This window comes from Arthrospira sp. PCC 9901 (assembly GCF_059013425.1).
Map to the genome: position 1 here is coordinate 3413802 of NZ_CP102296.1, position 25096 is coordinate 3438897.

Consider the following 25096-nt stretch of genomic DNA (forward strand, 5'->3'; position numbering starts at 1 on the left):
ATGGTGAGGGGAGGGTGAGTTAGCGAGAAGGGAAAATACAGTAGTGTGTAGCCAGGGTCAAGAAATGATGTTGATTGGTGCTAGTTTTAGCTTAAACTATAGTTAAAATTAATTCACATTCGATTAAACAATGGCTATTAACAGGGTTAGAGTCGCTAAAGATAAAGCAGACCTAGTGCGAGATTTAACCGAATCCGAAAACAAAAGCGGCCCGTTTCAGACCTATGCAGATGTAATAGTATTCGCCGCCTCTGTAGGTATGCGCCACCAAAAGCGAGTACCGATTGAGGCTGTTTCTCAGAGAGATCCCGCGCCTATTTCCCTAGAGATATTCATTTCGAGGGGTTATGATTGGGTAATTAAACTGATGGCGATCGCCCATACTAAGGACAGCAAAATCATCTCACCTTTTGACCCAGAATTGGAAGTAGAAAGAGTGAAAATTTTTGAAGAATTTGCGAATGGTGGGCTGGAGATTTTACGAGAAGAATTTAGGGGGGCGGTAGATTATAGTGATCGCCTGTTATTATTGCTGATGTCGGAACGCGATCGCTTCAAAAAACCGGAATCAGAATTTGATCTGAGTCAATTTTTAGGCTAATTCAGCGGCGGTCACTCTTACCGTTGTATGCTTCTAGGATCGAGGGCATCTCGGAGACCATCTCCCAGTAAATTAAATGCTAAAACGGTTAAAATAATCAACAATGCTGGCGGCCAAATTAGCCAAGGTTGTAGCACCAAAATGGAAGCATTAGTAGCAGAAGAAAGTAAATTCCCCCAGGAAGGATCTGGCTGTTGAATACCCAAGCCAATTAAACTAAGCACGGACTCAGAAATAATAAAACTGGGGATGGTCAGGGTAGCCGAAATAATCACATAGGTAGCTGTTTGGGGGAGTACATGACGGATAATAGTATAAATTGGTTGAGCCCCCATTACCCTAGCCGCTTGGATAAATTCGCGTTCTTTAATAGAGAGAACCTGTCCCCGAATGACTCTAGCTAGTCCCGCCCAACTAATAAATGAAATGATAATTACAATTAGTAAAAACCTTTGGGCGCTGGAAAGTTGGGGAGGAAGGACTGCTGCTAAAGCTACTAATAAATAAAGTCCGGGAATGGTCATTAAAACTTCCACTAATCGCATGGATATAGTATCAATCCAGCCACCAAAATAGCCAGAAATTCCCCCAACCAACATACCCAAGGGGAAAGCAATAGCAATTCCGACTAAACCGATACTGAGGCTAATACGACTACCAAAAACTAAGCGACTAAACTGATCGCGGGCTTGTTCATCGGTTCCTATGAGGTTAATATAGGCTGGACCCACTGCGCCAAAAAGATGAAGGTCAAAGGGAATGAAACCTAAAATTTTATAGGGATCTCCTTTAACGAATAACCGCAGGGGAGAAGGTTGTTCCCAGTCTACTATAGTTTGTCTTTGACCTGTTTCAATATCAACGGGTCCTTGAGTTGTGGGATAGACATGGGGTCCGATAAATTCTCCTTGAGGGTTGACCCAATGAATTGGGGTGGGGGGTAATAGGGATCCGTCTAATTGGGAATTATAGGGATTATAGGGAGCAACAAAATCAGCAGCGATCGCCATAATATAAAACAGAATCAGTATTCCCGCGCCCAATTTTGCCAAGGGATTTTTTTGTAGTCTTTGCCACCATTTCATAAACTTGTTAACCTCACTTTCCTATCTATAACATCATAGATTAGCATAATAGATTACCAGTTTCCGGGGTTAATGACATGACAGGTCAATCCCACAAATCTCTGTATCAATTCCCATCATTTGTAATTTCGGAAATCTGTAAGTTAGGAGAGTTGTCGATATCTTGGGGAAGATTAGTAAAAAAGGAACCTGTTTGAGGTGGTAACTCAGGGTTAAGGATAATTTCAATAATACTCTTAATTACCCCGGTCATAGGAATGGCTAAAATTACTCCTAATAAACCACTAACTTTTCCTGCTAATAAGAGGGCTGATAAAATCACTACCGGACTTAATCCGGTAAGATTTCCCATAATTCTCGGAGCAATTATATTATCTTTTACCTGTTGAACAGCTACGGCAATTATTAACAATTGCACGGCTAACCACCAGTCCAGAAAGGCGACAATAATAGCGACGGTGCCAATTCCTAAAGTCGCTCCAATAAAGGGGATAATCTCCATGAAACCAATAAACACGGCAAATAATAGGAAATATGGAACCCCTAAAAAAAAGAACATTGGAGCCAAAGTTAAGGCTATAAATAGTCCTAAGATTAACTGTCCAGATAAAAACTTTTGGAGATTTCTCTGCAATGATTCGGTTAAGACTACCCGGATTTTGGGGGAGATAATTATGGTTAAAGTAGACCATAATTTATCGCCATCAAGCAGCATATAAAAGGAGAGAACTACAATTAAAATTAGGTCAATTAACCAGTTAAAAGTTCCCAAAACCAACCCCAGACTTTTACTGGCGATCGCCTGTGCTTGTCCTTGTATTTTATTGAGGAGTTGTTGCTGTAAAATGCCCACATCAAAGGGTAAATTATGTTCATAACTCCAGGCTTGAAATAGGGCTAACTGCTGCTGTGCAGACTCAGCCAATTCTGGTAATTTGGTAATAAATTGTCTAGTCTGATTTAACACAGGAGGAAGCACGGTTAAACCCACAATTACAACGACGGTCGCCGCCACCAAATAAACCAGTGCCGCCGCGACTCCCCTAGGGATAAATCGTTTTAACTTAGCCACAGGTGCATTGAGAATAAATGCAACTAATGCAGCGACTATTAAAATAGTAACCAACTCCCCCACATAATTCATAGTTTGTAGGGTAAGACCTCCAGCAATCAGAATTAATATCCAAGAGATTAAGAACTGCTGTATAGGTGAAAATATGGAATTCATTAGGGCTTGATTTTTAACTGTATACTTTCAGATTGTACGGAGGCAAATTCGATGGTAAACCCCAGTAATTAGACTTCTACTGTAGCCTGAGACACCTGATCATGTTCAACCATAAACACATTAGAGTAAAGGTTGGCAACAATTTGTTTACCTTGTTGGGTAAGAGACAAGTAATTTAAGGCATCTTTGACATAAGGATAAACACCATTCCAGTAGAATTTAGGATAGTTCTTGCGTAGGTCTTCTGGGCTTTTGTAGCCAACTCTTTGATTAAAGCCAGTTTCCTCAAATTCGTAAAATAAAGCACTGATTTTTTTCAGGTAACGAGGATCTGAGAGTTGACCAATGAGATCAGCCGCCCGAACCAAACCGGGATAGTTCATGGTATTCTGATGATCGGATTCTTTGGGGACTGGAAACCGGGTCAGTTCGATATTATGCTTAATGACTTCAGCATCAATCAGTTTATGGCCGCCAAAGCGTTCTTCAATAAATAATTTAGCGCGATCGACATGGAAAGGGGTGAGACTAGCATCAGTACATCCGTCTGGTAGTTCTACCATGGTTCCGCGTCCGGTAGCAAAGGTATTTTCTCGATCGCGACGACAAACCCCTTTGACATAACCAATATCGTGACACACTAGGGAGATGATATAGTGTAGCCAGTCTTCACAGGACACGCCACCCTCGCGGATATGTTTTCCCCGCAGGATTTCCTGTCCCACTAATGTGACCATAATTGTATGTTCGACATCATGATAAAGCGCATCACTATTGGCAATGTTTTCTAGGGCCATGTTTCCAGCCCAGCCAATAATCTCCTCATAGTTGGATTTATAACCTCCGTGGGTGCGGCGGTAACCTTCCCGAATTAGTTCAACAAAGGCATCAATTAGAAATTCCGTGGCATTAAAAACCATATAGGCCCGTCCTGGCTATGTTTTGATTATAGATAAACTACTGACGAGGTATGTACTATAGCACTCAGCCTATATCCTAATCTACGAAACAGAATTATCAAAAGCGATCGCCCCCAGACTGGTAGCGGAGAAAAATCAGAATTTGTAAAGCTGAGTTAATCTATGTAAATAGATGTGACTAGAGGAGCGATCGCGCCACAGACTGTCAAGGAGCCAAATCCCTGTAAAATCAGGCTTTGGCGACGGTCTCCCTCAGATATTTTTCCCCTCAGTTCCCAGGGACTCCTGGAAATTGTGAATTTTAAGACAAATTTACGCAACTTTTCTTTACAATATATTTAAGGAGTGCCGGGGGAGGATTACTCGTGGTTCATAAAGATACATTACCAGATATTGATGACGATCAATACCCTGAATTGTCACTAAATGGCGATCGCGTTAAATTTGAAGACCTAGAGGAAGAACCCGAGGAAGCTGTACCTCCCCAGGGGGGCGGTTGGCGGAATATGGTGATAGGGGTAGCCATAGGAATTGTGGCGACTCTGGGAGTTCTACACTTTTCCTCTAACAACAGTTCCGAACCCGTAACGGAGGAAAGCCCAGGGGTAGAAGTAGCGCCAGCAGTTAGTCCCAGCGCCACCCAAACGGTGACAGTAGCGCCAGTGGAAATGACGACTGTGGCGCGCACCCTTGATGTAACGGGGACTGTAGAAGCCTACGACCTACTCCCAGTTTTACCCCAAGCCAGCGGAGTGCAAATTCAACAGGTTTTAGTAAATCAGGGGGAAATGGTAACAGAGGGACAGGTGATGGCGGTGTTGGATGATTCGGTTTTGCGATCGCAAATTGACCAAGCCAACGCCCAGGTAGAGTCCGCCAATTCCCTCGTCCGTCAGCGGGAAGCTAACCTCGGACAAGCCCAAGCAGGTCTCGCGCAAGCGCAAGCGAGTCTATTGGAGGCTGAGTCATTACTGACTCAAAATCAAGCTAGGTTAGCGGAAGCCAAGGCTAATTTAGATCAAGCCCGCCGAGAAGTAGAACGCTATGAAGATTTAAGCAGCCAAGGGGTGGTGAGTCGCCAGGAACTAGAAACCCGCATTACCACGGCAAAAACGGCCGAAGAAGGGGTGAGAGTCGCAGAGGCTAATATTTCTAGCGCTAGGGCTACCATTAGCAGCGCTAGGGCTAATATAGGCAGTGCAGAGGCTAACGTGGAAAGCGCCGAGTCTAATATCCGTAGTGCAGAGGCTGAGGTGCGTAGCGCCCAGGCGCGGGTTCGCCAGTTGGAAACTCAACGGGAACAAACTGTAGTCCGTGCGCCTATGAGTGGCATTGTCGCCCAACGGACAGCGCGAGTGGGGGATGTTACTGGTAATCAACAACTGTTTTCGATTATTGCGGAAAATCAGTTAGAACTACACGCTAAGGTTCCAGAAACTCAGTTATCACAGGTGAGAATTGGTGCTGCTGTTACTGTGACTTCTGATGCTGATCAAAATTTGCTGGTGCGAGGGGTGGTGCGAGAAATTGCGCCTCTGATTGATCCTCAAAGCCGACAAGCTACTGTGAAAATTGACCTGCCTCCCTTGGGGGCTATTCGTGATTCTTTCTTGCGTCCGGGAATGTTTCTGCGGGCGGCGATAACTACTACTACTGTACAAGGAATGAAGGTTCCCGCTAGGGCTATCGTTCCCCAGGCTGACGGTAGTTCTATTGTTTATCGTCTCTTACCTGATGATACGGTGGAAGCGCGAACTGTGGAAGTGGGAAGACTTCAAGGCCGTTTAACAGGCGATTTATCGGAGGCGAGTATAGAAATTATACAGGGTTTAAATGTAGGCGATCGCATTGCGATCGCTGGGGCAAGTTATCTTAAAGATGGCGATAAAGTTAATGTGGTGTCGCGGTGAATCATGAAACTGCTCTATAAAACTTAAACAAAACCGGACATAGCCGGATCTTGATGTTTATTTCTGGCTTCGTCCGGGACTGTCGGCAGCACCCCGTCCACAAGTGTAATCGTCGGAACCAGGCGATTTTTCTAAATTTATACTGGCGTTCAAATCTCTATCAATCTTCAGGCCACAGTTCTGACATTCAAAAGTCCGACGGACTAAGGGCATTTTTTGACGATAACCGCAATTAGAACACAGTTGACTGGATGGATAAAATCTATCGGCAATAATCAACTTTGAACCATAACGTTCTGCCTTGTAACCGAGTTGCCGACGGAACTCATAAAATGAGGCGTCCGCGATCGAACCCGCCAAACAATGATTTTTCAGCATACCTGACACATTCAAATCTTCAATGACTACTTGGCTGTGGTTTTTAGCCAAAAAAGTAGTGATTTTATGAATGGTGTCCCGCCGAATGTTTGCTACTCTTTGATGTAGCTTTTGAACTTTTAAGAGACATTTGGCCCGATTTTTTGAGCCTTTGACTTTGCGACTTAAATGGCGTTGTAATCGAGCTAATTTTTTGGTGGCTGCTTTATAAGCCTTGGGATTAGAGAATTGGGTCCCATCGGAGCAAGTCGCCAAATTGTTAATTCCTAGGTCTACCCCGATTCTCTCTCGGAATTTCGGTGTAATTTCTGGCGTGATTTCTACGAAAAAGCTAATATACCAGTCCCCTGCTTGGCGTGTTAGGGTGACTTTCTTAACCCAACTTTCGGGTAGAGCCTCAAATGTAGAAACCCAGCCCACAAAAGGCAGCTTATGGCGAGTTCCTGACAGATTGAATGGCTTTCCGGAATTGTCAAGCGTAAAACTATCATGGTGGCCTTTCTTCTTAAATTTAGGATAACTGCTTATTCCTTTGAAGAAGCGCTTAAAGGCATCCCCTAGATTAATGAAGGCATATTGATAAACTCTAGAAGACAATTCGGACATCCAAGGATATTGAGGTTTCACATAATGAGTAAAAACCTTTTTGATGGAGTTGACGTTAGGCTTGAGTCCCTCTTCATAAGCTGACATCCATAAGTGTAATCCCCAATTGAACACAAATCGAGCATACCCCGCGTGTTTGGCCATGAAGGTGCGATGACGGTCATTGAGTTTTAGTTTTGTCCGGAAAGCTTTGATTGGTTATGATCGAAAGGGAAGTCACCTTCCCCAACTCCACTTCAAAACCGTACTTGAGACTTTCACCTCATACGGCTCCTAATGTAGATACCCTTTTTGTCACTAGGAACAGGGTTACGAACCCCCGCTTTATGATTCCAACTTTGGGAGCTTGGCATACAACTCGTAGTCTTTAAACTCGCTCTCGTCATATTACTCCTACTTGTCGCAGTCTCTATATCTACACCGTGACTAGTGGGCATATCCTAATCATTACAATTAGGCATTGGCTTTCAGTCACGTCCTTTCCCCTCAATGGTATACGCTTACACTTTTCACTACTCCTTGTGAGTAATATTGTTCACTTTTTTATAAGGAGAACCAATGAGGAGTTTAAACGTTCCGTTTATATGGGCATTCCATCTTTAGACTTGTCCTCTCCACCGGGGTACTTAAAAAGGTCTGTGTAGGTGTTTTATGCAAAACCCTACTTTTCCCCTTGCTCTTTTGAGCGCAGCGTGGCAACCTATTACGCTGCTAAATCATTACGATGGTTCAAGCCAGACATTCGGTTTCCCTAGTCATGGATGGTTGGCAGTGGTCGCATTTGGTAGTAGGTTCTACCTCACGCCTTCCGTTCCCCGCTTCAATCCCAGAATCGTGTATCCTGAAATTGGGGGTGGCTATCGCCTTTACTCTCTACTCCCTGATTTCTCAGTTTGTTTATGACCTTGAGTCCCCTGCCTTGCTCAGATTTCTCCAAGCGTCGGGACATATAAACAGTTATGGGATGGTCAGGATACGAGTCCCTTATATTCCACCAAGGGGTGGAAGTCCCACTAGGAGGCTATTTCGGGCATTGCATCCCTATTTCACTCCTAAACGTCTCGCACGGTTATGGTCGAAAGGGAAGTCGCCTTCCCCAACTCCAATTCAAAACCGTGCTTGATACTTTCACATCACACGGCTCCTGATGTGGATACCCCTTTTGACATCGGGAACAGGGTAACGACTCCCTGCTTTTGTGATTTCAACTTTTGGAGCTAAATACAACATCGTAGTGTTTAAACTCGCTTTCGTCGTAAACACTCCTAATTGTCGCAGTCTCTATATCCACACCGTGACTAGTGGGCATATCCTAACCATTACAGTTAGGCATTGGCTTTCAGTCACATCCTTTCCCCTTAAAGGTATACGCTTACACTTTCACTACTCCGCAGGTACATCCTGCCACTTGAGAGCCTAAAAGGGGTTTAAACGTTCCGTTTATACGGGCATTCCATCTTTAGATTTGTCCTCTCCACCGGGGTACTTTTAAAAGTCTGTGTAGGTGATGTCATGATTACCCTACTTTTCCCCTTGCTCTTTTGAACGCAGCGTATCAACCTGTTTCGCTGCTAAATCATTACGATGGTTCAAGCCGGACATTCGGTTTCCCTAATCATGGATGGTTGGCAGTGGTCGCATTTGGTAGTAGGTTCTACTTCACGCCTTCCGTTCCCCGCTTCAATCCTGGGGTTATGATTCCCAAAACTGGGGGTGGCTATCGCCGTTACTCTCAACGCAATTGTTAAGGAATCATTAATATTTCCAGTTGGGCGTTTTGACCTTGAGTTCCCTGCCTTGTTTTGTATATTTCTATACCAAACGTTGGGACATATAAACAGTTATGGGATGGTCAGGGTACGAGTCCCTTATATTTCACCAAGGGGTGAAAGTCCCACTAGGAGGTTATTTCAGGCATTGCAGCCTTATTTGACTCCTAAACGTCTCGCACCATGATTGGATTTTACCATGAAGAATCCGACTTGATGAGTATGTCGTCAGGGAAATTTGGCATGGTCTGGGGTTTGACCGTATACTCATTATTGAGTTGCGAATCTTTTTGGGTATTGTACCTTATTGTCCTAAGATGTCAAGCAAATCTTGGATTAAATTCTTGCTCCCTATCTTGTCCCCTGTGGGAGGGGGGATAATGTGGGCGGCTGTCTCCTCGGTAAATTATATCTGGGGGGGAGGAGATTCATCAAAAGCTGTGGCTATTCATAACTACCTAGGACAGTTGACAGATTAATATGGACTAAGGACTGTTAATTTGATAAACATTAATCGGTTGAGTGCGACCTTTAAGGTGAATGCTACCGATATATTCAGTTATAAATTGATGGCTAACTTCCTCATGGGTGTGTTGATTAATTAAAATCCGGCAAACTCCATCGCCAAAAGACTTATCATAACTTTCTAGGCGGGCGGCAATATTGACACTATCTCCGAGAGTTGTATAGTCCATTCTTTGGGAACTACCTAAACTCCCTGTAACTACCTCTCCGGTGGCAATTCCTACGCGCATAGAAACCGTAGGCTTACCTTCTAATTGCCATTGACTGTTTAATAGTTTGAGTTTTTCGCCCATAGCTACGGCACAGGAAACTGCAGCGATCGCATCTTGGGAAATTTCTTCGGAAGTAGTGCGGGGAATAGGAACCCCAAACACAGCCATCACCGCATCCCCAATAAACTTATCCACAATTCCCTTATGGTCTAAAACCAGATCAGCCATGCCATTCATGTACTCATTTAACCAACACATCAAAGCATCAGCCGCCATAGTTTCGGCGATGGTACTAAACCCTTTTAAATCAGCAAATAAGACTGTAGCAACCATTTTTTGTCCAGTCAGTTGACCCCGGGCAATTAATTCATCTCGACTTTGCCAAATCATCTCGGCAATTTGAGGGGTAACATGGCGACCAAACAGAGTCATAACCATCTGACGTTCTTGGTGTTCCCAATTGGCAATATAACCAGCGATCGCAATTCCCGAAGTAGTAAAAGCCAGAATTGGTGGGACTAGGGGTATCCACCAGCCTTCCAGAAAAGCAATATAGGCGATCAGGGTCAAACTCCCGCCGCCAACCACTAAACTAAGTAAAGCCCCCCAACCTAATCGGTAAGTCCAACCTAGGGCGGTACCGATACCAGACCAAATCAGAATCCAAAACAACTCCATACCATAAGACCAGACCTGAAATTGAGGGCGACCGTCCAGGGCGGCGCTGATAATTTGGCTGGTAACATTAGCATGAATCACTACTCCCGCCATGCGATCGCCCATACTCATGAGAGTGCCGCTGTAGGGGGTGAAAAATAGGTCATTCAGGCTGTGGGCAATAGGGCCAATTAACACAATGCGATCGCTAAACAGATCAGGGTTTGATCGTCCTTCCAGTACATCCGTCATAGAAATCGTCTGAAAATTCTCTTGGGGGCCACGATAATTCAACAATACCTGATACCCCCCATCATCAGCCCTAACATAGCCCCCATCATTACCAGAAAAGCGGATAAATAGCCCTTCTCCCAATTGAACATTTCCCGTCTCTGTAACCGTGGGGGTAATGCCATGTTGGTACAAATACATTAACGCTAGTTTCGCCCCTAAACTTAAAACCGTTTGATTTTCTTCTGGTTGTACCGATAACAAACCCCGTCTAACGCGACCATCAGCATCAAGCACTAAATCAATCGAACCGACCCGACCTTTCTCTTTCAATTGTGGGGGAGGCGCAATAGTTGCCGTACTACCATCACTCACCACCTTTTCCACCCCAATTAAATTAGGGACAGTTTGATAAACTTCTAGTAACTGTTCATGGCCGGGTTGTACAGGTAAATCCCGGTAAATATCCAAACCAATGGCTACAGGTTGCTGTTGGTCAATAATCGTCACTAAGTCCGCCAAAACCGCATCAGGAATCGGCCATTGTCCCACATTCCTAATATCTGGTTCATCTACAGTTACCACCACAATGCGCGGGTCTAGTGGTTCTAAGGGACGCAGGCGCATAAACTGATCAAAAGCCGCCCATTCAAACAACTGCAAGACTCCAGCCCATTGAATCGCAATTACCAGGGCTGTGACAATGGGCGGAATTAGCAAGCCGGAAAATTGTCGAAAATTTAAAGCACGAAAACGGAAGTGTGAAGTCGGAAGTCGCAAAAAACTCCTTTTCTTGACCATAGCTTCACACTTCATGGATCAAATTTCCCGAACCTTTACATCAGGATTTAGCTTTAGTTCCACTCCACAAATGGCTCATCGGCGATATTTTCCAACCCTACTGAATTCAACAGTTCTCGCCAGTGACTAGCTAGGGTGAAGTCTTCAGGTTGCTGTTGTCGTAGAGTTGCTAAAGTTGCCAAACTCTCGAACCAAATTCCATACTGAGCATAGATAGCCGCTTGTTCCAAGGGTTTTGCTTCCGCCAATTTTTGACTTAAATCCGTATCCGGTTGAATGCGTTGGATTTCCCCGGAAACAAAAACCACTTCTGGAATGTTACCAGCATTGGAGGTTTCACAGACAATCCCGAAAGACCAGCGATAGTTTTTACCCGCCTCGAGAGATGGGGCATCGTCTGGGATTCTAATACTCACAATACCAGGCTTTTGGGGAATTGGCAAGCTGGTTTGATAAATATCTAAACCATCTTCGTCTTTTAGACTAAAAGCTACTTCACTGCCAACTAACGCTGGTAGGTAAAAGAATAATGTCGGTTTCGCCTCTACAGTTAATCCTCTCATATCAGGTCCGATTTCCTGGGGTTGGATTAAATTCGGAACTAGGGCGGTGAGAGTTTTGCTTAACTGTTGCACATCTGGGCAGCTACCTCGAGAGCCTCCGGCCGCGGTACGGGTGGGCATCCCCTGACCAGGGGGTGGCTCAAACGCCATACTAACGTGAGTTGGCGGGCGATTTTGATTTCGTCTGGCTGTCTGAGCCTGACTCGGTGAGGTATTATGTAAAACTAATCCTACCGATAGGATCAGGGAAATGCTGACGAATGGTTTTAAAAATTGCTGAGTCATTTGCGGTCTCCTATGAGACGAAAAGATTTTAACTGAATTGGCAGCCCCTGAGTTGATAGCCTTTAGTCTAATGGTAGCATTATTTAAGTCCCATTAACAGTAATTAGCCAGGGAGTTAGGTTAAAATTTGTTGCTCTAGGCTGGCATTTGGGGGCAGTTGGGGGCGGTCAACATCATCAATGGTAATATTTACCTCGATGGTAGCCTTAGCTCTGGTTAGGGCTATAGTCTCGGTAGTTAACCTTGATTATAGATACTTTCAGCACCCGGCTCTAAACAGAGAGGACTCTCCTTCCGCCTAAGCTGCTGACCCGCTATAGTCTTGTAGGGGCGGGTTATAAAGAGTCTGGACTTCCATAGAGATGATTGCTAGATGCCGCCCCTACTACGTTGTTATTGATGATAATATGTGTGTTGCTAGTTCCGATGTTAAGAGTTCCTTAAATCGCTTATGAATTTTTCCCCTAGTGGATCGGAATCTTTACCTAATAATGCGGACTACCGACAATTGGATCGCTCTCAACTGTCGGAGATGATGCAGCGATACATTGAGGTTAAAGACCAATATCCCCATGCTTTACTGTTTTTTCGGGTGGGGGATTTCTTTGAGTGTTTTTTTCAGGATGCCATCACAATTTCTCAGGAATTGGAGTTGGTTCAAACTACTAAATCGGCAGGAAAGGAAATTGGTCGGGTCCCCATGACTGGCGTGCCTTTTGAGCACGTTTACCGCTATAGCAATATGTTGCTGGAAAAGGGCTATCCGGTGGTGATTTGTGATCAGGTGGAAGATGCGGCGATCGCTGCTAAAGAACGACGACAGGTTAAGCGAGAAATTACCCGCATTTTGACTCCCGGAACTTTGACTGATGACCAAATGCTGCCAGGTCGCCAGAATAATTTTTTGGCGGCGGTGGTCATAGCTGGAGACCACTGGGGTCTGGCTTATGCTGATGTGTCAACGGGAGAGTTTTTGGCTACTCAATCTCAGAATTTGGAACATTTGACTCAGGAATTGATGCGGTTACAACCTTCGGAAATATTGTTCCCTACTCATGCGCCTGATTTAGGTAAAATGTTACGACCAGGACATAAAAGTGAGAGTTTACCTGATTGTTTGCCTGCGGATTTTTGCTATTCTTTGCGCTCCCAAATCCCTTTTACTTTGGGGGAAGCTAGGTCGCGAATTTTAGAACAGTTTAAATTGCGATCGCTTGAAGGTATTGGTTGCGATAATTTGCCCCTAGGAGTCAGAGCCGCCGGGGGACTTTTGGAATATCTGGAGGAAACCCAGAAACAAAATGCCGTGCCTTTACAACAGTTACATAGTTATACTCTTAGTGATTATCTGATTTTAGATTATCAAACTCGCCGCAATTTGGAAATTACCAAAACTATTCGTGATGGCAGTTTGCCGGGGTCTCTATTATGGGCAATAGATAAAACTTCTACCGCTATGGGGGCTCGTGCTTTACGTCGTTGGTTGCTGCAACCTTTGCTGAGTATTAAGGGGATATGTTCCCGTTATGATACGATTCAAGAATTAATTAATAATGCCGAATTGCGACAAGACCTTCAGCAACTCTTACGGAAAATTTATGACTTGGAAAGGTTGACAGGGAGGGCGGCTAATGGTACCGCTAACGCTAAAGATTTGGTCGGTTTGGCTGATTCTTTATCGAAATTACCACAACTCGCAGCCTTGGCTAAGTCCGCAAAATCTCCCTATTTGAAGGCTTTACAAAATGTGCCTCCTTTGTTAGAAGAACTGGCACGAAAAATTAATAGTTATCTAGTCGAGTCTCCTCCTCTTTATTTAAAGGAAGGGGGATTAATTAAACCGGGGGTTGATCCGCAATTGGATCAAATGCAGGCTGGGGCGGCTGAAGACCAACAATGGATTGCTAATTTGGAAATTCAGGAACGGGAACGCACCGGAATTCCTACCCTCAAAGTGGGTTTTAACAAGACTTTTGGCTACTATATTAGCATTACTCGCTCTAAGTCTGATCAGGCTCCTGATGATTATATCCGTAAACAAACTCTCACCAATGAGGAACGTTACATCACCCCAGAGTTGAAAGAAAGAGAGGCGCGAATTTTAACCGCTAAGGAAGACCTTAATCAGCTTGAATATGAAATCTTTGCTCGCCTGCGGGACGAAGTGGGAGAACACACGGATTTAATTAGGGAAATTTCGCGGGCGATCGCCGCTATTGATGTATTATGTGGATTAGCTGAAATTGCTGTTTATCAGGGTTATTGTCGCCCGGAAATAGTCGGCGGACGGGAACTTAGAATTATAGAAGGTAGGCATCCTGTAGTCGAAAAATCTCTACCTGCTGGCTTTTTTGTGCCAAATACTTCCCAGTTGGGGAGCCCAGAGGTGAACCTACCGACGGCGGACATTTCGCCGCCTTCTCATCCAGATTTGATTATTTTAACAGGTCCTAATGCTAGTGGAAAAAGCTGTTATCTCCGACAAATTGGCTTGATTCAATTAATGGCACAAATCGGCAGTTTTGTTCCGGCTACTTCTGCTAAACTTAGCATTTGCGATCGCATTTTTACGCGAGTAGGCGCGGTGGATGACTTGGCTACAGGTCAATCTACCTTTATGGTAGAAATGAATGAAACTGCTAATATCCTTAACCATGCTACTCCCAAATCATTGGTTTTATTAGATGAAATTGGTAGGGGAACTGCCACTTTTGATGGGTTGTCTATAGCCTGGTCAGTCGCCGAATATCTCGCTACTACTATTAAGGCTAGGACTATTTTTGCCACTCATTACCATGAGTTAAATGAACTGGCTTCCATTCTTGATAATGTCGCCAATTATCAGGTCACTGTCAAAGAATTGCCAGATAAAATTATCTTTTTGCATCAAGTTCAACCCGGCGGCGCTGATAAGTCCTACGGTATCGAAGCCGGACGCTTGGCGGGGTTGCCTGATGTCGTCATTAAACGCGCTAAACAGGTCATGCGACAAATTGAAAAACACAGCAAAATTGCTATGGGTTTGCGAAAGGGTATTCAAAAACCCCCTGCTAATACTACCAATATTCAACAGTTAAATATTTTTGAGGATGACCAGGAGTAATTATGGCTATATACATATAACGGCTATTTTGTCAATAGGTCGATTGGGGGCCGTCCCCAATTCCTCAAAAACTCGTGCATCGTGAATTTTAAATTGTCGCCGGAGAATTTAAAATTGGGCGATATAATGGGGGTTGTAGCCTCTTTTTTTGCGTGTTGACACAGTAACCGCTTGGGTGCCATTTCTTTGAGGATAGCAAAACCCCCATGATCTCGTCAAGTATTTGAGAGTAATTAGCAATTAAATTGTATTAAATCTTAACATACTTTTAAAAAACAAAACTATTTTGGCGAAACGATTAGGATAGCTTAATTATAGTTGGTGTTGTTCTAAGGGTTTTGATAGTGTCAGAATATATTTGAGATCAAAGTGTTCCCTGAGTTGTGAGAGCAAAATTAATGGACGTTTATAGACTACCAGCTTTATCAGATAACTACATATTTCTGCTGCATGACCCCGAACAGAATCAGGCGGCGGTAGTTGATCCAGCAGAAGCGGACCCGGTACTAGCAAAATTGTCGGAACTGGGTGCGGAACTGATAGCAATTTTTAATACTCACCACCACGCGGATCATGTGGGAGGAAATCGTGAATTGAGGAAGCATTTTCCCAATTTAACAGTATATGGAGGCGCAGAAGATCGCGATCGCATTCCCGGACAGCAAGTATTTTTAAAAGAAGGCGATCGCGTAGAATTTGGCGGTCGTCAAGCCGATGTATTCTTTGTTCCCGGTCATACTCGCGGTCATATTGCGTACTATTTTCCGGCTACCGATAAGGAAGGGGGGGAATTATTCTGCGGTGATACTTTATTTGCGGGGGGGTGTGGTCGCTTATTTGAAGGAACCCCTAGCCAGATGGTTAGTTCTCTGTCTAAATTGCGATCGCTACCCGATGATACACGGATCTGGTGCGCTCATGAATACACCTTAAACAACCTGAAATTTGCGCTAACAGTAGATGGTGATAATATCAACTTACGCGATCGCTTGGAAAAAGTCACCATAGCTCGCAGTCAAAACCAACCCACTATCCCCTCATTAATAGGTGTAGAAAAGGCAACTAATCCCTTTCTACGTTGGGATGAACCCGCATTACAGTTAGCCGTCAAAGGTAAAGATGATATCCAGACCTTTGCTCGGATCAGGGGAATGAAAGACCAGTTTTAGCAGTGGTCTAGTGGTGTGAGTAGCACTAAGTAAATCAGCAGATAATCTGTAGATGGGGTGATCTTCCACCATCTACAGATATCAAATAACCGCCAATTTTTCGGGAAGATTAAGCCATCAACGCATCTGGTGTATCTTGTGAATTAACCAGTTTAGTTTAGCCTCTGCTACTATCATAAAATCTTGCATATTTTGGGTAAATTCGCAACCAAATAGGATATCTTGTTCAGGTTCAGAAGACTGATAACCCAATTGTCGAACCGTCCCGCGCATACGGTTAGCTAAACACAAACAAATCCCCTGATAAAATCTAGCTGAGAATTTAGAACTACTGCGGAGTTTGCTATTTAGTTGATAGCGAGGAATTGCCAATAATTCCGTAGTTTCCACAGCTTCAACAGTAGCGACCGGAGCGCGGTTATCCAAAAAAGAAATTTCGCCTACTAATTCCCCTTGTGATAGATAAGCCAGGTCACGATCATGGTTATTATTAGAATGAATATATACCCTAAGTGTTCCGCTTAAAATAATATAGAGTGCGTTGATAGGTGTTCCTTCATGAATCAGTATTTCTCCTTGTTCCAAAGTCTGTAACCTACCTTGGTAAGCTACCCACCGCAGGTCATCTTCATCTAGTCCACCCAGGAGAAATAGCGCCTTTTTAGATTTTTCATCCATCTTACTTTAACAACTGGTGGATTAGAGGTTGTGAGAACAATATAATCAAAGGATAATGATTGATGGCAAAAATTAGCAAGCATCAGATATTGAACAGCTAGATTGGACAGCTATTTGAGAGACTTCAGAAATTGAATTAAATTTTCATGAAACTTATTCGGCGCTTTCATATAACAAGCATGACCAGCATTTTTTAGGATCGCTTTGTGACAATTCGGCATAGTTTGAATTAAGATATCAGCCTGACTAGGCGGCACAATTTGGTCATTACTTCCCCAAATAGCCAAAGTCGGTATTTGAATACCCTCAAGTTTTTCAGCCATTTTTAAAATCCCCACCGGAGCCACAGCCACAAAGCCTCGTACTGACTCATGATGTTGAATTAGAAAGGGTAAACTATATCGACCACTCATAGAAGGAGAAACAATGACCGTGTTATGTAATTGTAAATTGTCAGTTAGCTTGACCAAAAATTGTACAGGTTCATCAGAGATAGTTTCCGAGGTTCCATAGCCGGGAAGATCCACAGCCACCACTCGATAATTTTGATTAGTCAATTGTTTGATGGTGCCGATTTCTTCCCAGGTTTTAGCGCGAAAACTAGCCCCATGTAATAATAAGACCGAAGGAGCATCAGGCTGACCTGCTTCTAAATAGTGAATATTTTTATTTTTAATCTGAATTGATTGAGATATAATAGGGGATTTCATAATTTCACAGAATTTACTCTTGACAGTTTCTCCAGTCTGATCATAGTCTTATCATATCCCATAGACTCCTGAACAGTCTCCCCTAGGTGAATCTAGTTAGTCCCCAAGTAAGGGTAGAAAACTATTCAGTCTAAATCACAACATTTTGCTAGGCTAGGAATGAAGAGTTAATTTGGTATCAATTTCCTATAGGTGCTATGGCAATCGACAGTTTACCTGAGTCAACACCCTCGACAGCAACAAATAAGCCACCAAAACCGAAAGTGGGTATGGTGACGATGTTTCGATTGGGTCTATTTCAAATGGGACTGGGGATTATGTCCTTGCTGACCCTGGGAGTCATTAATCGAGTAATGATTGATGAACTAAGGGTTCCAGCTCTCATGGCGGCGGGTGCGATCGCTATGCACCAGTTCGTCTCCCCTAGCCGAGTGTGGTTTGGTCAACTCTCCGACGGAAAACCGATCTGGGGTCTACATCGCAGCGTTTATGTGTGGATAGGTGCGGCTCTGTTTACCACTACTTCTTTCCTGGCTATGCAGGTGACATGGCAATTGGGAACCAGTATTCAAAATTATGGTATGACAGGGATAAGCTATGTTTGGGCGGCATTATTAGCGGTAGTGTTTGCTTTGTATGGTTTAGCTCTCAGCGCCAGTTCTACCCCCTTTGCTGCTTTGTTATTTGATGTATCTGATGAAGATGACCGATCTAAACTGATCAGCATTGTCTGGTCTATGTTGATGGTGGGAATTGTAGTCGGAGCTATTATTAGTTCTAAAATTCTCAATCAGCCGGAAGTTGGCGAGATTGACCCGGTTTCTGCTAACCTACCCACCCCTGGGAGTATGGTTGATATATCCACCCTACAAGCAGCCATTAACCCCCTATTTATCATGGTGCCGACGATGGTATTTATTCTGTGTATGGTGGCGACCTGGGGGGTAGAAAAGCGCTTTTCTCGATATAGCGATCGCTCTACTGTAGCAGACAGAGAAGACCAAATTACCCTAGGTCGTGCTTTACATATCCTCACCGCTAACCGCCAAACAGGTTTGTTTTTTACTTTCCTGTTAATTATGAGCATTAGCCTATTTATGCAGGATGCTGTACTAGAACCTTATGGGGGTGAAGTCTTTGGGATGTCAATTTCTGAAACCGCGCGATTAAATGCTTTTTTTGGGGTCGGAACTTTGGTGGGAATTGGCTCTACCGGATTTTTAGTTGTCCCGCGTATTGGTAAGAAAAATACCGTCCGTTTAGGTTGTGTGGGGGTAGCGATCGCCTTAGTATTGTTTATTATGGCGGGATTTACCACTAACCCCGAAATGCTCAAGGGTTCACTGTTGTTTTTTGGCTTGTTTTCTGGTATCTTAACTGCTGGCGCTATTAGTTTAATGCTAGACCTGACGGCCGCAGAAACTGCTGGAACTTTTATCGGCGCTTGGGGACTGGCTCAGGCTATGGCGCGGGGTTTAGCCACCGTATTGGGGGGAGCATTCCTAGACTTAGGTCGGTTCATATTTGAGGTTCCCGTTTTGGCTTATGGGACTGTATTTGCAACTCAGGCTGTAGGGATGATTTGCGCCATTAGTTTATTAAGCCGTGTCAATGTTCGAGAGTTTCAGGATAGCACTAAAAAAGCGATTTCTACAATTCTCGAAAGCGAATTAGATTAATCAGTCAGTTTTTGATGTTGGTAGAGAGTTGAGGCTGGTAAATACCAATACCTTAATCGTCTCTACTCATCAAGGGCGAATCGTTGCTCAAAAATAAGCGGACGATGGGACTCGAACCCACGACGTTTAGCTTGGGAAGCTAACATTCTACCACTGAATTACGTCCGCAATGGTTAGCTATTAATCTCTAACCTGAGAGTCATTATAGCAGGTTCCTCGCCAAAAATCAAGAGTGTGGTTCACCAAATAGGATAAAGGAACAGGTCAAACTCTTAATCATTTCCGTGGTGACATCACTTACAGCCAGACCCCCAGCGGTGCGACGACGCATCGATCGCAATACCACCAAATCGAAGGACTGAGAGGCTTTCAGAAGCGCATCAGATACATTGTCATGGACTAAGACCTGAATATCAGATTTTACCTGGGGTCCTGATGCTAGAATTGTGGATAATTCCGACTCCAACTCATTCACCTGTTCCCTAGAAGTGCGGCGATCGCAAACTTGCAATAACATTACCTCAGCTTGGTTACTATCAGCAAACAGTTGAGCAAACCGAATAGTTCTAATCGCCTGGGGGGTAATATTTTTAACCGGAACCAAAATCCGATGAATGTCAATAGGTGCTTCCAATAGCTTTAATACAGCCACCGGACAATGGGAAGACCAAAATACATTATCAATTAAGTTCCCCAAAAGTCTGGCTCGTAAGCTAGTGTTAGAATTCCAACCAATCACAATTAAACTAGCGTCAAATTCCCTAGCGGTGCGGCTAATTCCTTCAGCAATATCATCATCAATGCGGAGTCTCGTTTCAGTTTTTACACCAAACTCCTGAGCCACTTCTGCGGCTTTTTCCAAAAGGCGATCGCTCTGACGCAACGTAACATCTAACTGAGGTTCATCCATTTGTACATGAGCTTGGGTAATTGTGATGGGAACCACTAAACCCGACTCGTGACGCGCCAATAAACCCGCCATTTCCACTAAATACCGCACCGACATAGGGTTAGATACAGCCACAATAACTGTAAATTTATTCCAGGGATTTTCTAAGCCTATTTCCGAATGTTTCTCAGGTATCCAAGCCTCTTTTGGTGCTTGTAAATCAGGTTTAGGGATAGATAATCGACTCCCAAAACGAGCAGTTAATATTGGCCCGAAAACTGAAGTTACCAACATTAGCACAATCACCGTATTAAATACTTGCTCAGATATCAATCCTACCCGTTCAGCGGCTAAGGCGGCGGCGAGGGTAGCAGCCACCTGGGGAACAGATAAAGCCCACATAGTCATCGTTTCGTTCCAGTTATAACGAAACAGTAATTTCATCCCAGTAGCCGCCATTAACTTACTACCTAGTAAGCCCAAAACAATAGCTAAAGTTAAGCCAATACCAGTTGTTAAACTTTCAATAAAAGCCGGAACATCAATGAGTAATCCCATCCCCACAAAGAAAAACGGAATAAATAGGGTACTACCTACAAACTCCACTTTTTCCTCTACCGGACTATGACCGATAACATCATTAACCGCCAAACCTGCTAAAAATGCACCGACAATTTGATCAACATTGATAATTTGTGAGCCGACGGAGACCAAAAAAACTGCCAGCATTACAAACAAAAACTGATTACTTTCTTCATTCCCTGTACGTTTAAAATATTCTTTTCCAGCCCAATCTAAACCAAACAGAACTATAGCAGCATAAATCCCTAAAGCTGCTAATTGTACAATTATGGAAGTCGCCGAAAAATCTCCCCCATGAATGGAAATACAAATAGCCAGAACCAATAAAGCGGCAATATCAGTAAAAATTGTGGCTCCAATAGTGACGACTACCGCTTCATTGGCAACCACTCCTAATCGTGCTACAATAGGATAACCTAATAAGGTATGAGAAGCTAGTAAAGACCCCATCAAAATTGATGTGTTTAGACTATAGCCAACTGATAAACCAATTACAGTTCCTACTGTTAATGGAAAAGCAAAGGTCATCAAACCAAAAGATAGGGATCTATTTCGTTTGCGTCTAAACTCTTCTAGGTCAATTTCTAAACCCGCGACAAACATCAGGTAAATTTTGCCGATATCCGAAAGCAATTTCATGATTTCGGAGTCAGGAGACAAAACTTGCATTCCGTTGGGTCCTAATACTACTCCCGCAAATAATAAACCTACCAAACCGGGGAGTCGAAGACGCTCGAAAATGGGAGGAATGGTTAAACTGACTAGGATCAGAATTGTAAATGGGACTATGGGACTCTCTGGAATCAGGTTTAGAAATTGTTCCATATCAACTGTTAAGTAAGTTAGGCGGGTTTTAGGCGGGTTTTGTTAGGTTATCACAGATTGCACCATTAACTCTCAAAATTGTGAGCGATCGCCAACTATCATCAACCTCTGCTAGAATTTGTTAGTAATCCACACCGCTTGATAGGGTTGTAATATGTATTTAGAGTAAATGTCGGTAATCATCTCCCCACTGATTAAATCTAACCAAGGATCGATACAGATCAGGTTGACATCTCTTAAATTCAGTTGTTGGGGTTTATCGGTCAAATTAAAGATACAGAAAATGCTTTGGTCTCTGGTCATACTTTGTCGCCAAAACCCAAATAGCGATCGCTTTAATTGTAGGGTGTATTGAGTAGCGTTAGGATGAAAAGCACCCTGTTGGCGACGGATTTTAATGCGCCGACACATTTCACGGAATACAAGCGATCGAGGAGAATGGGGGTCCTCTAAATCCTTTTGTAAATCCTCAATCTGCCACTTATAGCGATTGATTGACCGATTCATTCCCGTCTGTTGTAACCTTTCATAATCATTGGGAGTAGCCAATAAACTATGAATATAAAATGCCGGAATCCCCTCTAAAGACATCATCAGAGTTTGGGAACACAGGAATCGCTGAATTTGCCATGTATCCTCTCCCTTAACTGTGCCTTTCATCGCATCAAATAAGGAAATATTAATTTCATAGGGACTCTCGCTACCATCTGGCTTTTTCCTCATGCTAATTTTTCCGCCAAATTTCTCCATAGTCGTCAACAGGCTTTGATATTCCTCATCGGAAAGTAAACCCTCGGCGGGACGTAAACCAATGCCATCATGGGAAGCCGTAAAATTAAAATAAGCACAGCCTAGGGGTGCCGGTGGCATACTCATCATCCAGGTTCTGAGATGGTCTGATTTGCCCTGAAGCATCCCATTTAACAACAGTGGCGGCAAGCTGAAGTTATAAATCATGTGTGCCTCATTTCTATTGCCAAAATAGCTGAGATTTTCCCGGTTTGGTACATTGGTTTCCGTAATTAAAGCCACTTCTGGATCTATCATATTTACCAGTTCCCGCAGTAGTTTAATAATCGCATGGGTTTGGGGTAAATGAATGCAAGATGTGCCGATTTCTTTCCACAGAAAACCAACTGCATCTAGGCGAATATATCTGGCTTTGGCGCTGACTATATAAAATCTGATGATTTTTAAAAACTCAATTAAGACATCAGGATTGGCAAAATTAACATCAATCTGATCTTCGCTAAAAGTCGCCCAAACGTGCTTTTCTCCATGGACAGTCTCTACTTTGACTAATACCGGACTGTTGCGGGGTCTGACAACTTCTGATAGGTCTGTTTCCGGTTCAACCACTATAAAATAATCACAGCCTGGTTTTTTACCAGCTTGGAATTGCTGGAACCACTCGTGCTTACTGGAAACATGATTAAGCACTACATCTACCATTAAGTTAAATTGATTAGCAATGGTTTTGATATCCTCCCAGTCTCCTAGTTGATGATTCACGCTTAAATAGTCACTGACCGCAAATCCATCATCGGAGGTATAGGGGAAAAAAGGTAAAATATGCACCCCTGTGATAGTATCTTTCAGGTTTTTTCCTAAAAATTTTGCCAAAACTTCTAGGGGTTTTTTGTCAGTATATCGGCTGTAAATACTATCCCCATAGGTGATTAATGTCACGTTGTTTTCTGTCCATTTGTTGGGGTTTTCATAGCCAGTGGGAATATATAAATTTTCGCCAATTACCGCAAATAGACGGTCTAAAATACTCCGAATTGTGGCGGGTTCGTAAGCTATTTCTAGTAAAGGCTGGAGGCGCATACAAAAATATTGATAATCACTATAATTTGATCGCGTGGTTTTCATCTTGTTTCCTCTGTTGTGGATTGGATTTGGTAGATTAATTCCCTTCTCGGTTAGCCACGGTGTTAACAGTAGATTATTATCACTATTAACTGAATTCTCCCGGGTCTGATGAGATTGAGAATGGTGACAAAGTTAAGAAAGGTTAAAATTTAACATCTTAACAGTAAATTAAGTTATAGTAAATGCAGAGAACAGTCAGTGCAAATTTTCGTCAAGTTCTTAGTAGATGCTTTGGCCTGGTAATGCTACCGATTGTAGTAGGCTAACTATCCCCAACTGGTAAGCATAACCTATTTTTCCATAATCGTCTAGGGGGAGCCATAATTTTGGTGGAAGTGTCCACTACTTGAGGAGCGATCGCCATTTGAAGCATTGATCAATTAACAGGCTAAGTCTTATGTTGAAGAAAAACTGGTTGCGTCAAACTCTCATCTTCTGTTTCTCCCTATTACTGGGAATACTAACCGTAACAGCTGGAGCCTTATCCGCCAATGATGTGACTTCCGTAGATGTGTTATTTTTTACCAGCGAAAACTGTCCCTATTGTCGTCAAGAAAAAGCCTTTTTACTCCCGGTAGTGGAAGCTAATGACAATATCACCCTAACCATGGTTGATGTTGACAAACAGCCGGAAAAATTCCAAGAATTTCTTGATGAGAATAACATCAGTAGTCGCGCGGTTCCCCGAACCATAATTGGTGATAAATCCTTTATCGGTTTTTCTCCAGACCCAGGAGAGTTGGAATTTATCCCATCCTATCAGGCTTATATAGGCTATCAGAACCAAATTATTAATGCTATTCAAGCCGAGTTAGGAACTGCTGTTATCATTCCCGGTCAAACGGTTAATGTACAGCAGAAACCCACTCCCACAGAAGGTATACCTGTCTGGGTTTTATCATTTTTACCCCTAGCTTATCTAGTCACCTACCCAATTTTCAGCATTAAAGATAAACCCGTCGAAACGAAGCGATTATGGTTGGGGGGGCTAACCGGTGTAATTATGGTTAGTCTATTTTTAGCGATCGCATTTACCCCAGATGCAGTAATTAGAGGATTTGCGGCGGCTTTACCCTTCCCCCTATTTGTATTTATCATCGCCTTAGCAGACGGCTTTAACCCCTGTGCTTTTACAGTGTTAATTATCCTATTATCCCTGCTGACCTATACCAAAAGTAGGCGAGATATGGCGATAGTAGGTTCCACCTTTGTGGTGACATCAGGAGTCATGTATTTTGTGTTTATAATGGCTATGGTATTAGTGGGCTCAATTTTCATCGATAGATATGGTCAAATAGTGATGATTATATTGGGCACTGTGATCACCATTGCTGGTTTAATTAACATTAAAGACTTCTTTTGGTTCAAAAAATCTGTGTCTCTGTCTTTATCCCAAGACCAGCAAATTGAGATTACCAAAAAAGCCCGAAACATCGTCAACCAATTACAATCAGCTAAAAGCGATCGCCGAAAATTTGCCGCCGCCTTATTGGCTACAGTTTTATTAGCAATTTTCGTCAACCTAGTAGAGTTAGGATGTACAGCCATTTTACCCACTGTATATATGGCCACCCTAGTCAACTATTGTCAGACCAATGTTTTACTGTGTTATAGTGTCTGGACGGCTTTTTATGGTGTAGTCTATATTCTGCCGCTATTGGGGATTCTGATCAGTTTTATTTACTCTTTTTCATCCTATCGTCTAACGGAAGAAAAAGGGCGATTACTGAAACTATTTGCGGGAGCCTTTATGGTATTCTTTGGATTAGTGATGATTGCTAAACCCGAATTACTGGTCTTAGGATAGAGCCACTC

General features: G+C 43.2%; 18 protein-coding genes and 1 tRNA gene. 8 read left to right on the top strand and 11 right to left on the bottom strand.

Annotation, left to right across the window (positions count from 1 at the left end):
• Positions 1 to 130 precede the first annotated feature (130 nt).
• Positions 131 to 601 carry a DNA phosphorothioation-associated protein 4 gene (locus NLZ44_RS14910; protein ID WP_493750295.1) on the top strand — a complete coding sequence of 157 codons (471 nt, stop codon included), beginning with the start codon at positions 131 to 133 and terminating at the stop codon, positions 599 to 601.
• 17 nt (positions 602 to 618) lie between these two features.
• Here NLZ44_RS14910 and NLZ44_RS14915 read toward each other — a convergent pair whose 3' ends face one another.
• From NLZ44_RS14915 to NLZ44_RS14925, 3 genes are all read right to left on the bottom strand, one after another.
• Positions 619 to 1686 (bottom strand): ABC transporter permease, encoded by a 1068-nt coding sequence (locus NLZ44_RS14915; RefSeq protein WP_493750296.1) that lies wholly within the window; start codon positions 1684 to 1686, stop codon positions 619 to 621.
• A gap of 106 nt (positions 1687 to 1792) precedes the next feature.
• Positions 1793 to 2914 (bottom strand): AI-2E family transporter, encoded by a 1122-nt coding sequence (locus tag NLZ44_RS14920; RefSeq protein ID WP_493750297.1) that lies wholly within the window; start codon positions 2912 to 2914, stop codon positions 1793 to 1795.
• A 68-nt stretch (positions 2915 to 2982) separates the two neighbouring features.
• Positions 2983 to 3834 (bottom strand): Npun_R2479 family HD domain-containing metalloprotein, encoded by an 852-nt coding sequence (locus tag NLZ44_RS14925; RefSeq protein WP_317270780.1) that lies wholly within the window; start codon positions 3832 to 3834, stop codon positions 2983 to 2985.
• Between the two features lie 174 nt (positions 3835 to 4008).
• Between NLZ44_RS14925 and NLZ44_RS14930 the strand changes: the two genes are divergently transcribed.
• Together NLZ44_RS14930 and NLZ44_RS14935 are read left to right on the top strand one after the other, a co-directional pair.
• Positions 4009 to 4176 (top strand): hypothetical protein, encoded by a 168-nt coding sequence (locus NLZ44_RS14930; RefSeq protein WP_493750298.1) that lies wholly within the window; start codon positions 4009 to 4011, stop codon positions 4174 to 4176.
• A 23-nt stretch (positions 4177 to 4199) separates the two neighbouring features.
• Positions 4200 to 5744: an efflux RND transporter periplasmic adaptor subunit gene (locus NLZ44_RS14935; protein WP_493750299.1), complete on the top strand. Its 1545-nt coding sequence runs from the start codon at positions 4200 to 4202 to the stop codon at positions 5742 to 5744.
• Between the two features lie 57 nt (positions 5745 to 5801).
• On the opposite strand, the gene NLZ44_RS14940 is transcribed toward NLZ44_RS14935, so the two are convergent.
• Positions 5802 to 6872, bottom strand: a complete 1071-nt coding sequence (locus NLZ44_RS14940; protein WP_493750300.1) for an RNA-guided endonuclease InsQ/TnpB family protein — start codon at positions 6870 to 6872, stop codon at positions 5802 to 5804.
• A 580-nt stretch (positions 6873 to 7452) separates the two neighbouring features.
• Between NLZ44_RS14940 and NLZ44_RS14945 the strand changes: the two genes are divergently transcribed.
• Positions 7453 to 7851 (top strand): hypothetical protein, encoded by a 399-nt coding sequence (locus NLZ44_RS14945; protein ID WP_006623292.1) that lies wholly within the window; start codon positions 7453 to 7455, stop codon positions 7849 to 7851.
• A gap of 1131 nt (positions 7852 to 8982) precedes the next feature.
• Here the strand turns inward: NLZ44_RS14945 and NLZ44_RS14950 are convergent.
• Positions 8983 to 10938 (bottom strand): CHASE2 domain-containing protein, encoded by a 1956-nt coding sequence (locus tag NLZ44_RS14950; RefSeq protein ID WP_493750301.1) that lies wholly within the window; start codon positions 10936 to 10938, stop codon positions 8983 to 8985.
• Between the two features lie 38 nt (positions 10939 to 10976).
• The gene (locus NLZ44_RS14955) at positions 10977 to 11771 is read right to left on the bottom strand and encodes a DUF928 domain-containing protein (RefSeq protein WP_493750302.1); all 795 of its coding nucleotides are present in this window, start codon (positions 11769 to 11771) and stop codon (positions 10977 to 10979) included.
• A 451-nt stretch (positions 11772 to 12222) separates the two neighbouring features.
• On the opposite strand from NLZ44_RS14955, the gene mutS reads away from it, so the two are divergent.
• Positions 12223 to 14874 carry a DNA mismatch repair protein MutS gene (gene mutS / locus NLZ44_RS14960; protein WP_493750303.1) on the top strand — a complete coding sequence of 884 codons (2652 nt, stop codon included), beginning with the start codon at positions 12223 to 12225 and terminating at the stop codon, positions 14872 to 14874.
• A gap of 398 nt (positions 14875 to 15272) precedes the next feature.
• Positions 15273 to 16043 carry a hydroxyacylglutathione hydrolase gene (gloB, locus tag NLZ44_RS14965; RefSeq protein ID WP_493750304.1) on the top strand — a complete coding sequence of 257 codons (771 nt, stop codon included), beginning with the start codon at positions 15273 to 15275 and terminating at the stop codon, positions 16041 to 16043.
• A gap of 117 nt (positions 16044 to 16160) precedes the next feature.
• On the opposite strand, the gene NLZ44_RS14970 is transcribed toward gloB, so the two are convergent.
• Together NLZ44_RS14970 and NLZ44_RS14975 are read right to left on the bottom strand one after the other, a co-directional pair.
• The gene (locus tag NLZ44_RS14970; RefSeq protein WP_493750305.1) at positions 16161 to 16721 is read right to left on the bottom strand and encodes a cyclic nucleotide-binding domain-containing protein; all 561 of its coding nucleotides are present in this window, start codon (positions 16719 to 16721) and stop codon (positions 16161 to 16163) included.
• 110 nt (positions 16722 to 16831) lie between these two features.
• On the bottom strand, positions 16832 to 17431 hold the full coding sequence (locus NLZ44_RS14975) for an alpha/beta fold hydrolase (RefSeq protein WP_493750306.1): 600 nt from the start codon (positions 17429 to 17431) through the stop codon (positions 16832 to 16834).
• Positions 17432 to 17628: 197 nt separating this feature from the next.
• Between NLZ44_RS14975 and NLZ44_RS14980 the strand changes: the two genes are divergently transcribed.
• The gene (locus NLZ44_RS14980) at positions 17629 to 19110 is read left to right on the top strand and encodes a BCD family MFS transporter (protein ID WP_493750307.1); all 1482 of its coding nucleotides are present in this window, start codon (positions 17629 to 17631) and stop codon (positions 19108 to 19110) included.
• A gap of 96 nt (positions 19111 to 19206) precedes the next feature.
• Here NLZ44_RS14980 and NLZ44_RS14985 read toward each other — a convergent pair.
• The 3 genes from NLZ44_RS14985 to NLZ44_RS14995 form a co-directional block, all read right to left on the bottom strand.
• Positions 19207 to 19278, bottom strand: a tRNA-Gly gene (locus NLZ44_RS14985).
• A 58-nt stretch (positions 19279 to 19336) separates the two neighbouring features.
• A complete protein-coding gene (locus NLZ44_RS14990) occupies positions 19337 to 21406 on the bottom strand; it encodes a cation:proton antiporter (protein ID WP_493750308.1) in 2070 nt (689 codons plus the stop codon).
• Positions 21407 to 21517: 111 nt separating this feature from the next.
• Positions 21518 to 23281, bottom strand: coding sequence for an alpha-amylase family glycosyl hydrolase (locus NLZ44_RS14995; protein ID WP_493750309.1), 1764 nt, complete (start codon positions 23279 to 23281; stop codon positions 21518 to 21520).
• 397 nt (positions 23282 to 23678) lie between these two features.
• Between NLZ44_RS14995 and NLZ44_RS15000 the strand changes: the two genes are divergently transcribed.
• Complete coding sequence (locus NLZ44_RS15000) at positions 23679 to 25088, top strand: glutaredoxin domain-containing protein (protein ID WP_493750310.1); 1410 nt, start codon at positions 23679 to 23681, stop codon at positions 25086 to 25088.
• The last annotated feature ends 8 nt before the right edge of the window (positions 25089 to 25096 follow it).

Coding starts and splice junctions, on each gene's coding strand:
- NLZ44_RS14925 (WP_317270780.1), bottom strand. CDS start 3,834: ATGGTTTTTAATGCCACGGAATTTCTAATTGATGCCTTTGTTGAACTA.
- NLZ44_RS14920 (WP_493750297.1), bottom strand. CDS start 2,914: ATGAATTCCATATTTTCACCTATACAGCAGTTCTTAATCTCTTGGATA.
- NLZ44_RS14955 (WP_493750302.1), bottom strand. CDS start 11,771: ATGACTCAGCAATTTTTAAAACCATTCGTCAGCATTTCCCTGATCCTA.
- NLZ44_RS14980 (WP_493750307.1), top strand. CDS start 17,629: ATGGCAATCGACAGTTTACCTGAGTCAACACCCTCGACAGCAACAAAT.
- NLZ44_RS14995 (WP_493750309.1), bottom strand. CDS start 23,281: ATGAAAACCACGCGATCAAATTATAGTGATTATCAATATTTTTGTATG.
- NLZ44_RS14970 (WP_493750305.1), bottom strand. CDS start 16,721: ATGGATGAAAAATCTAAAAAGGCGCTATTTCTCCTGGGTGGACTAGAT.
- NLZ44_RS14945 (WP_006623292.1), top strand. CDS start 7,453: ATGGTTCAAGCCAGACATTCGGTTTCCCTAGTCATGGATGGTTGGCAG.
- NLZ44_RS14975 (WP_493750306.1), bottom strand. CDS start 17,431: ATGAAATCCCCTATTATATCTCAATCAATTCAGATTAAAAATAAAAAT.
- NLZ44_RS14910 (WP_493750295.1), top strand. CDS start 131: ATGGCTATTAACAGGGTTAGAGTCGCTAAAGATAAAGCAGACCTAGTG.
- NLZ44_RS14940 (WP_493750300.1), bottom strand. CDS start 6,872: ATGGCCAAACACGCGGGGTATGCTCGATTTGTGTTCAATTGGGGATTA.
- NLZ44_RS14950 (WP_493750301.1), bottom strand. CDS start 10,938: ATGAAGTGTGAAGCTATGGTCAAGAAAAGGAGTTTTTTGCGACTTCCG.
- NLZ44_RS15000 (WP_493750310.1), top strand. CDS start 23,679: ATGTTGAAGAAAAACTGGTTGCGTCAAACTCTCATCTTCTGTTTCTCC.
- NLZ44_RS14990 (WP_493750308.1), bottom strand. CDS start 21,406: ATGGAACAATTTCTAAACCTGATTCCAGAGAGTCCCATAGTCCCATTT.
- NLZ44_RS14915 (WP_493750296.1), bottom strand. CDS start 1,686: ATGAAATGGTGGCAAAGACTACAAAAAAATCCCTTGGCAAAATTGGGC.
- mutS (WP_493750303.1), top strand. CDS start 12,223: ATGAATTTTTCCCCTAGTGGATCGGAATCTTTACCTAATAATGCGGAC.
- gloB (WP_493750304.1), top strand. CDS start 15,273: ATGGACGTTTATAGACTACCAGCTTTATCAGATAACTACATATTTCTG.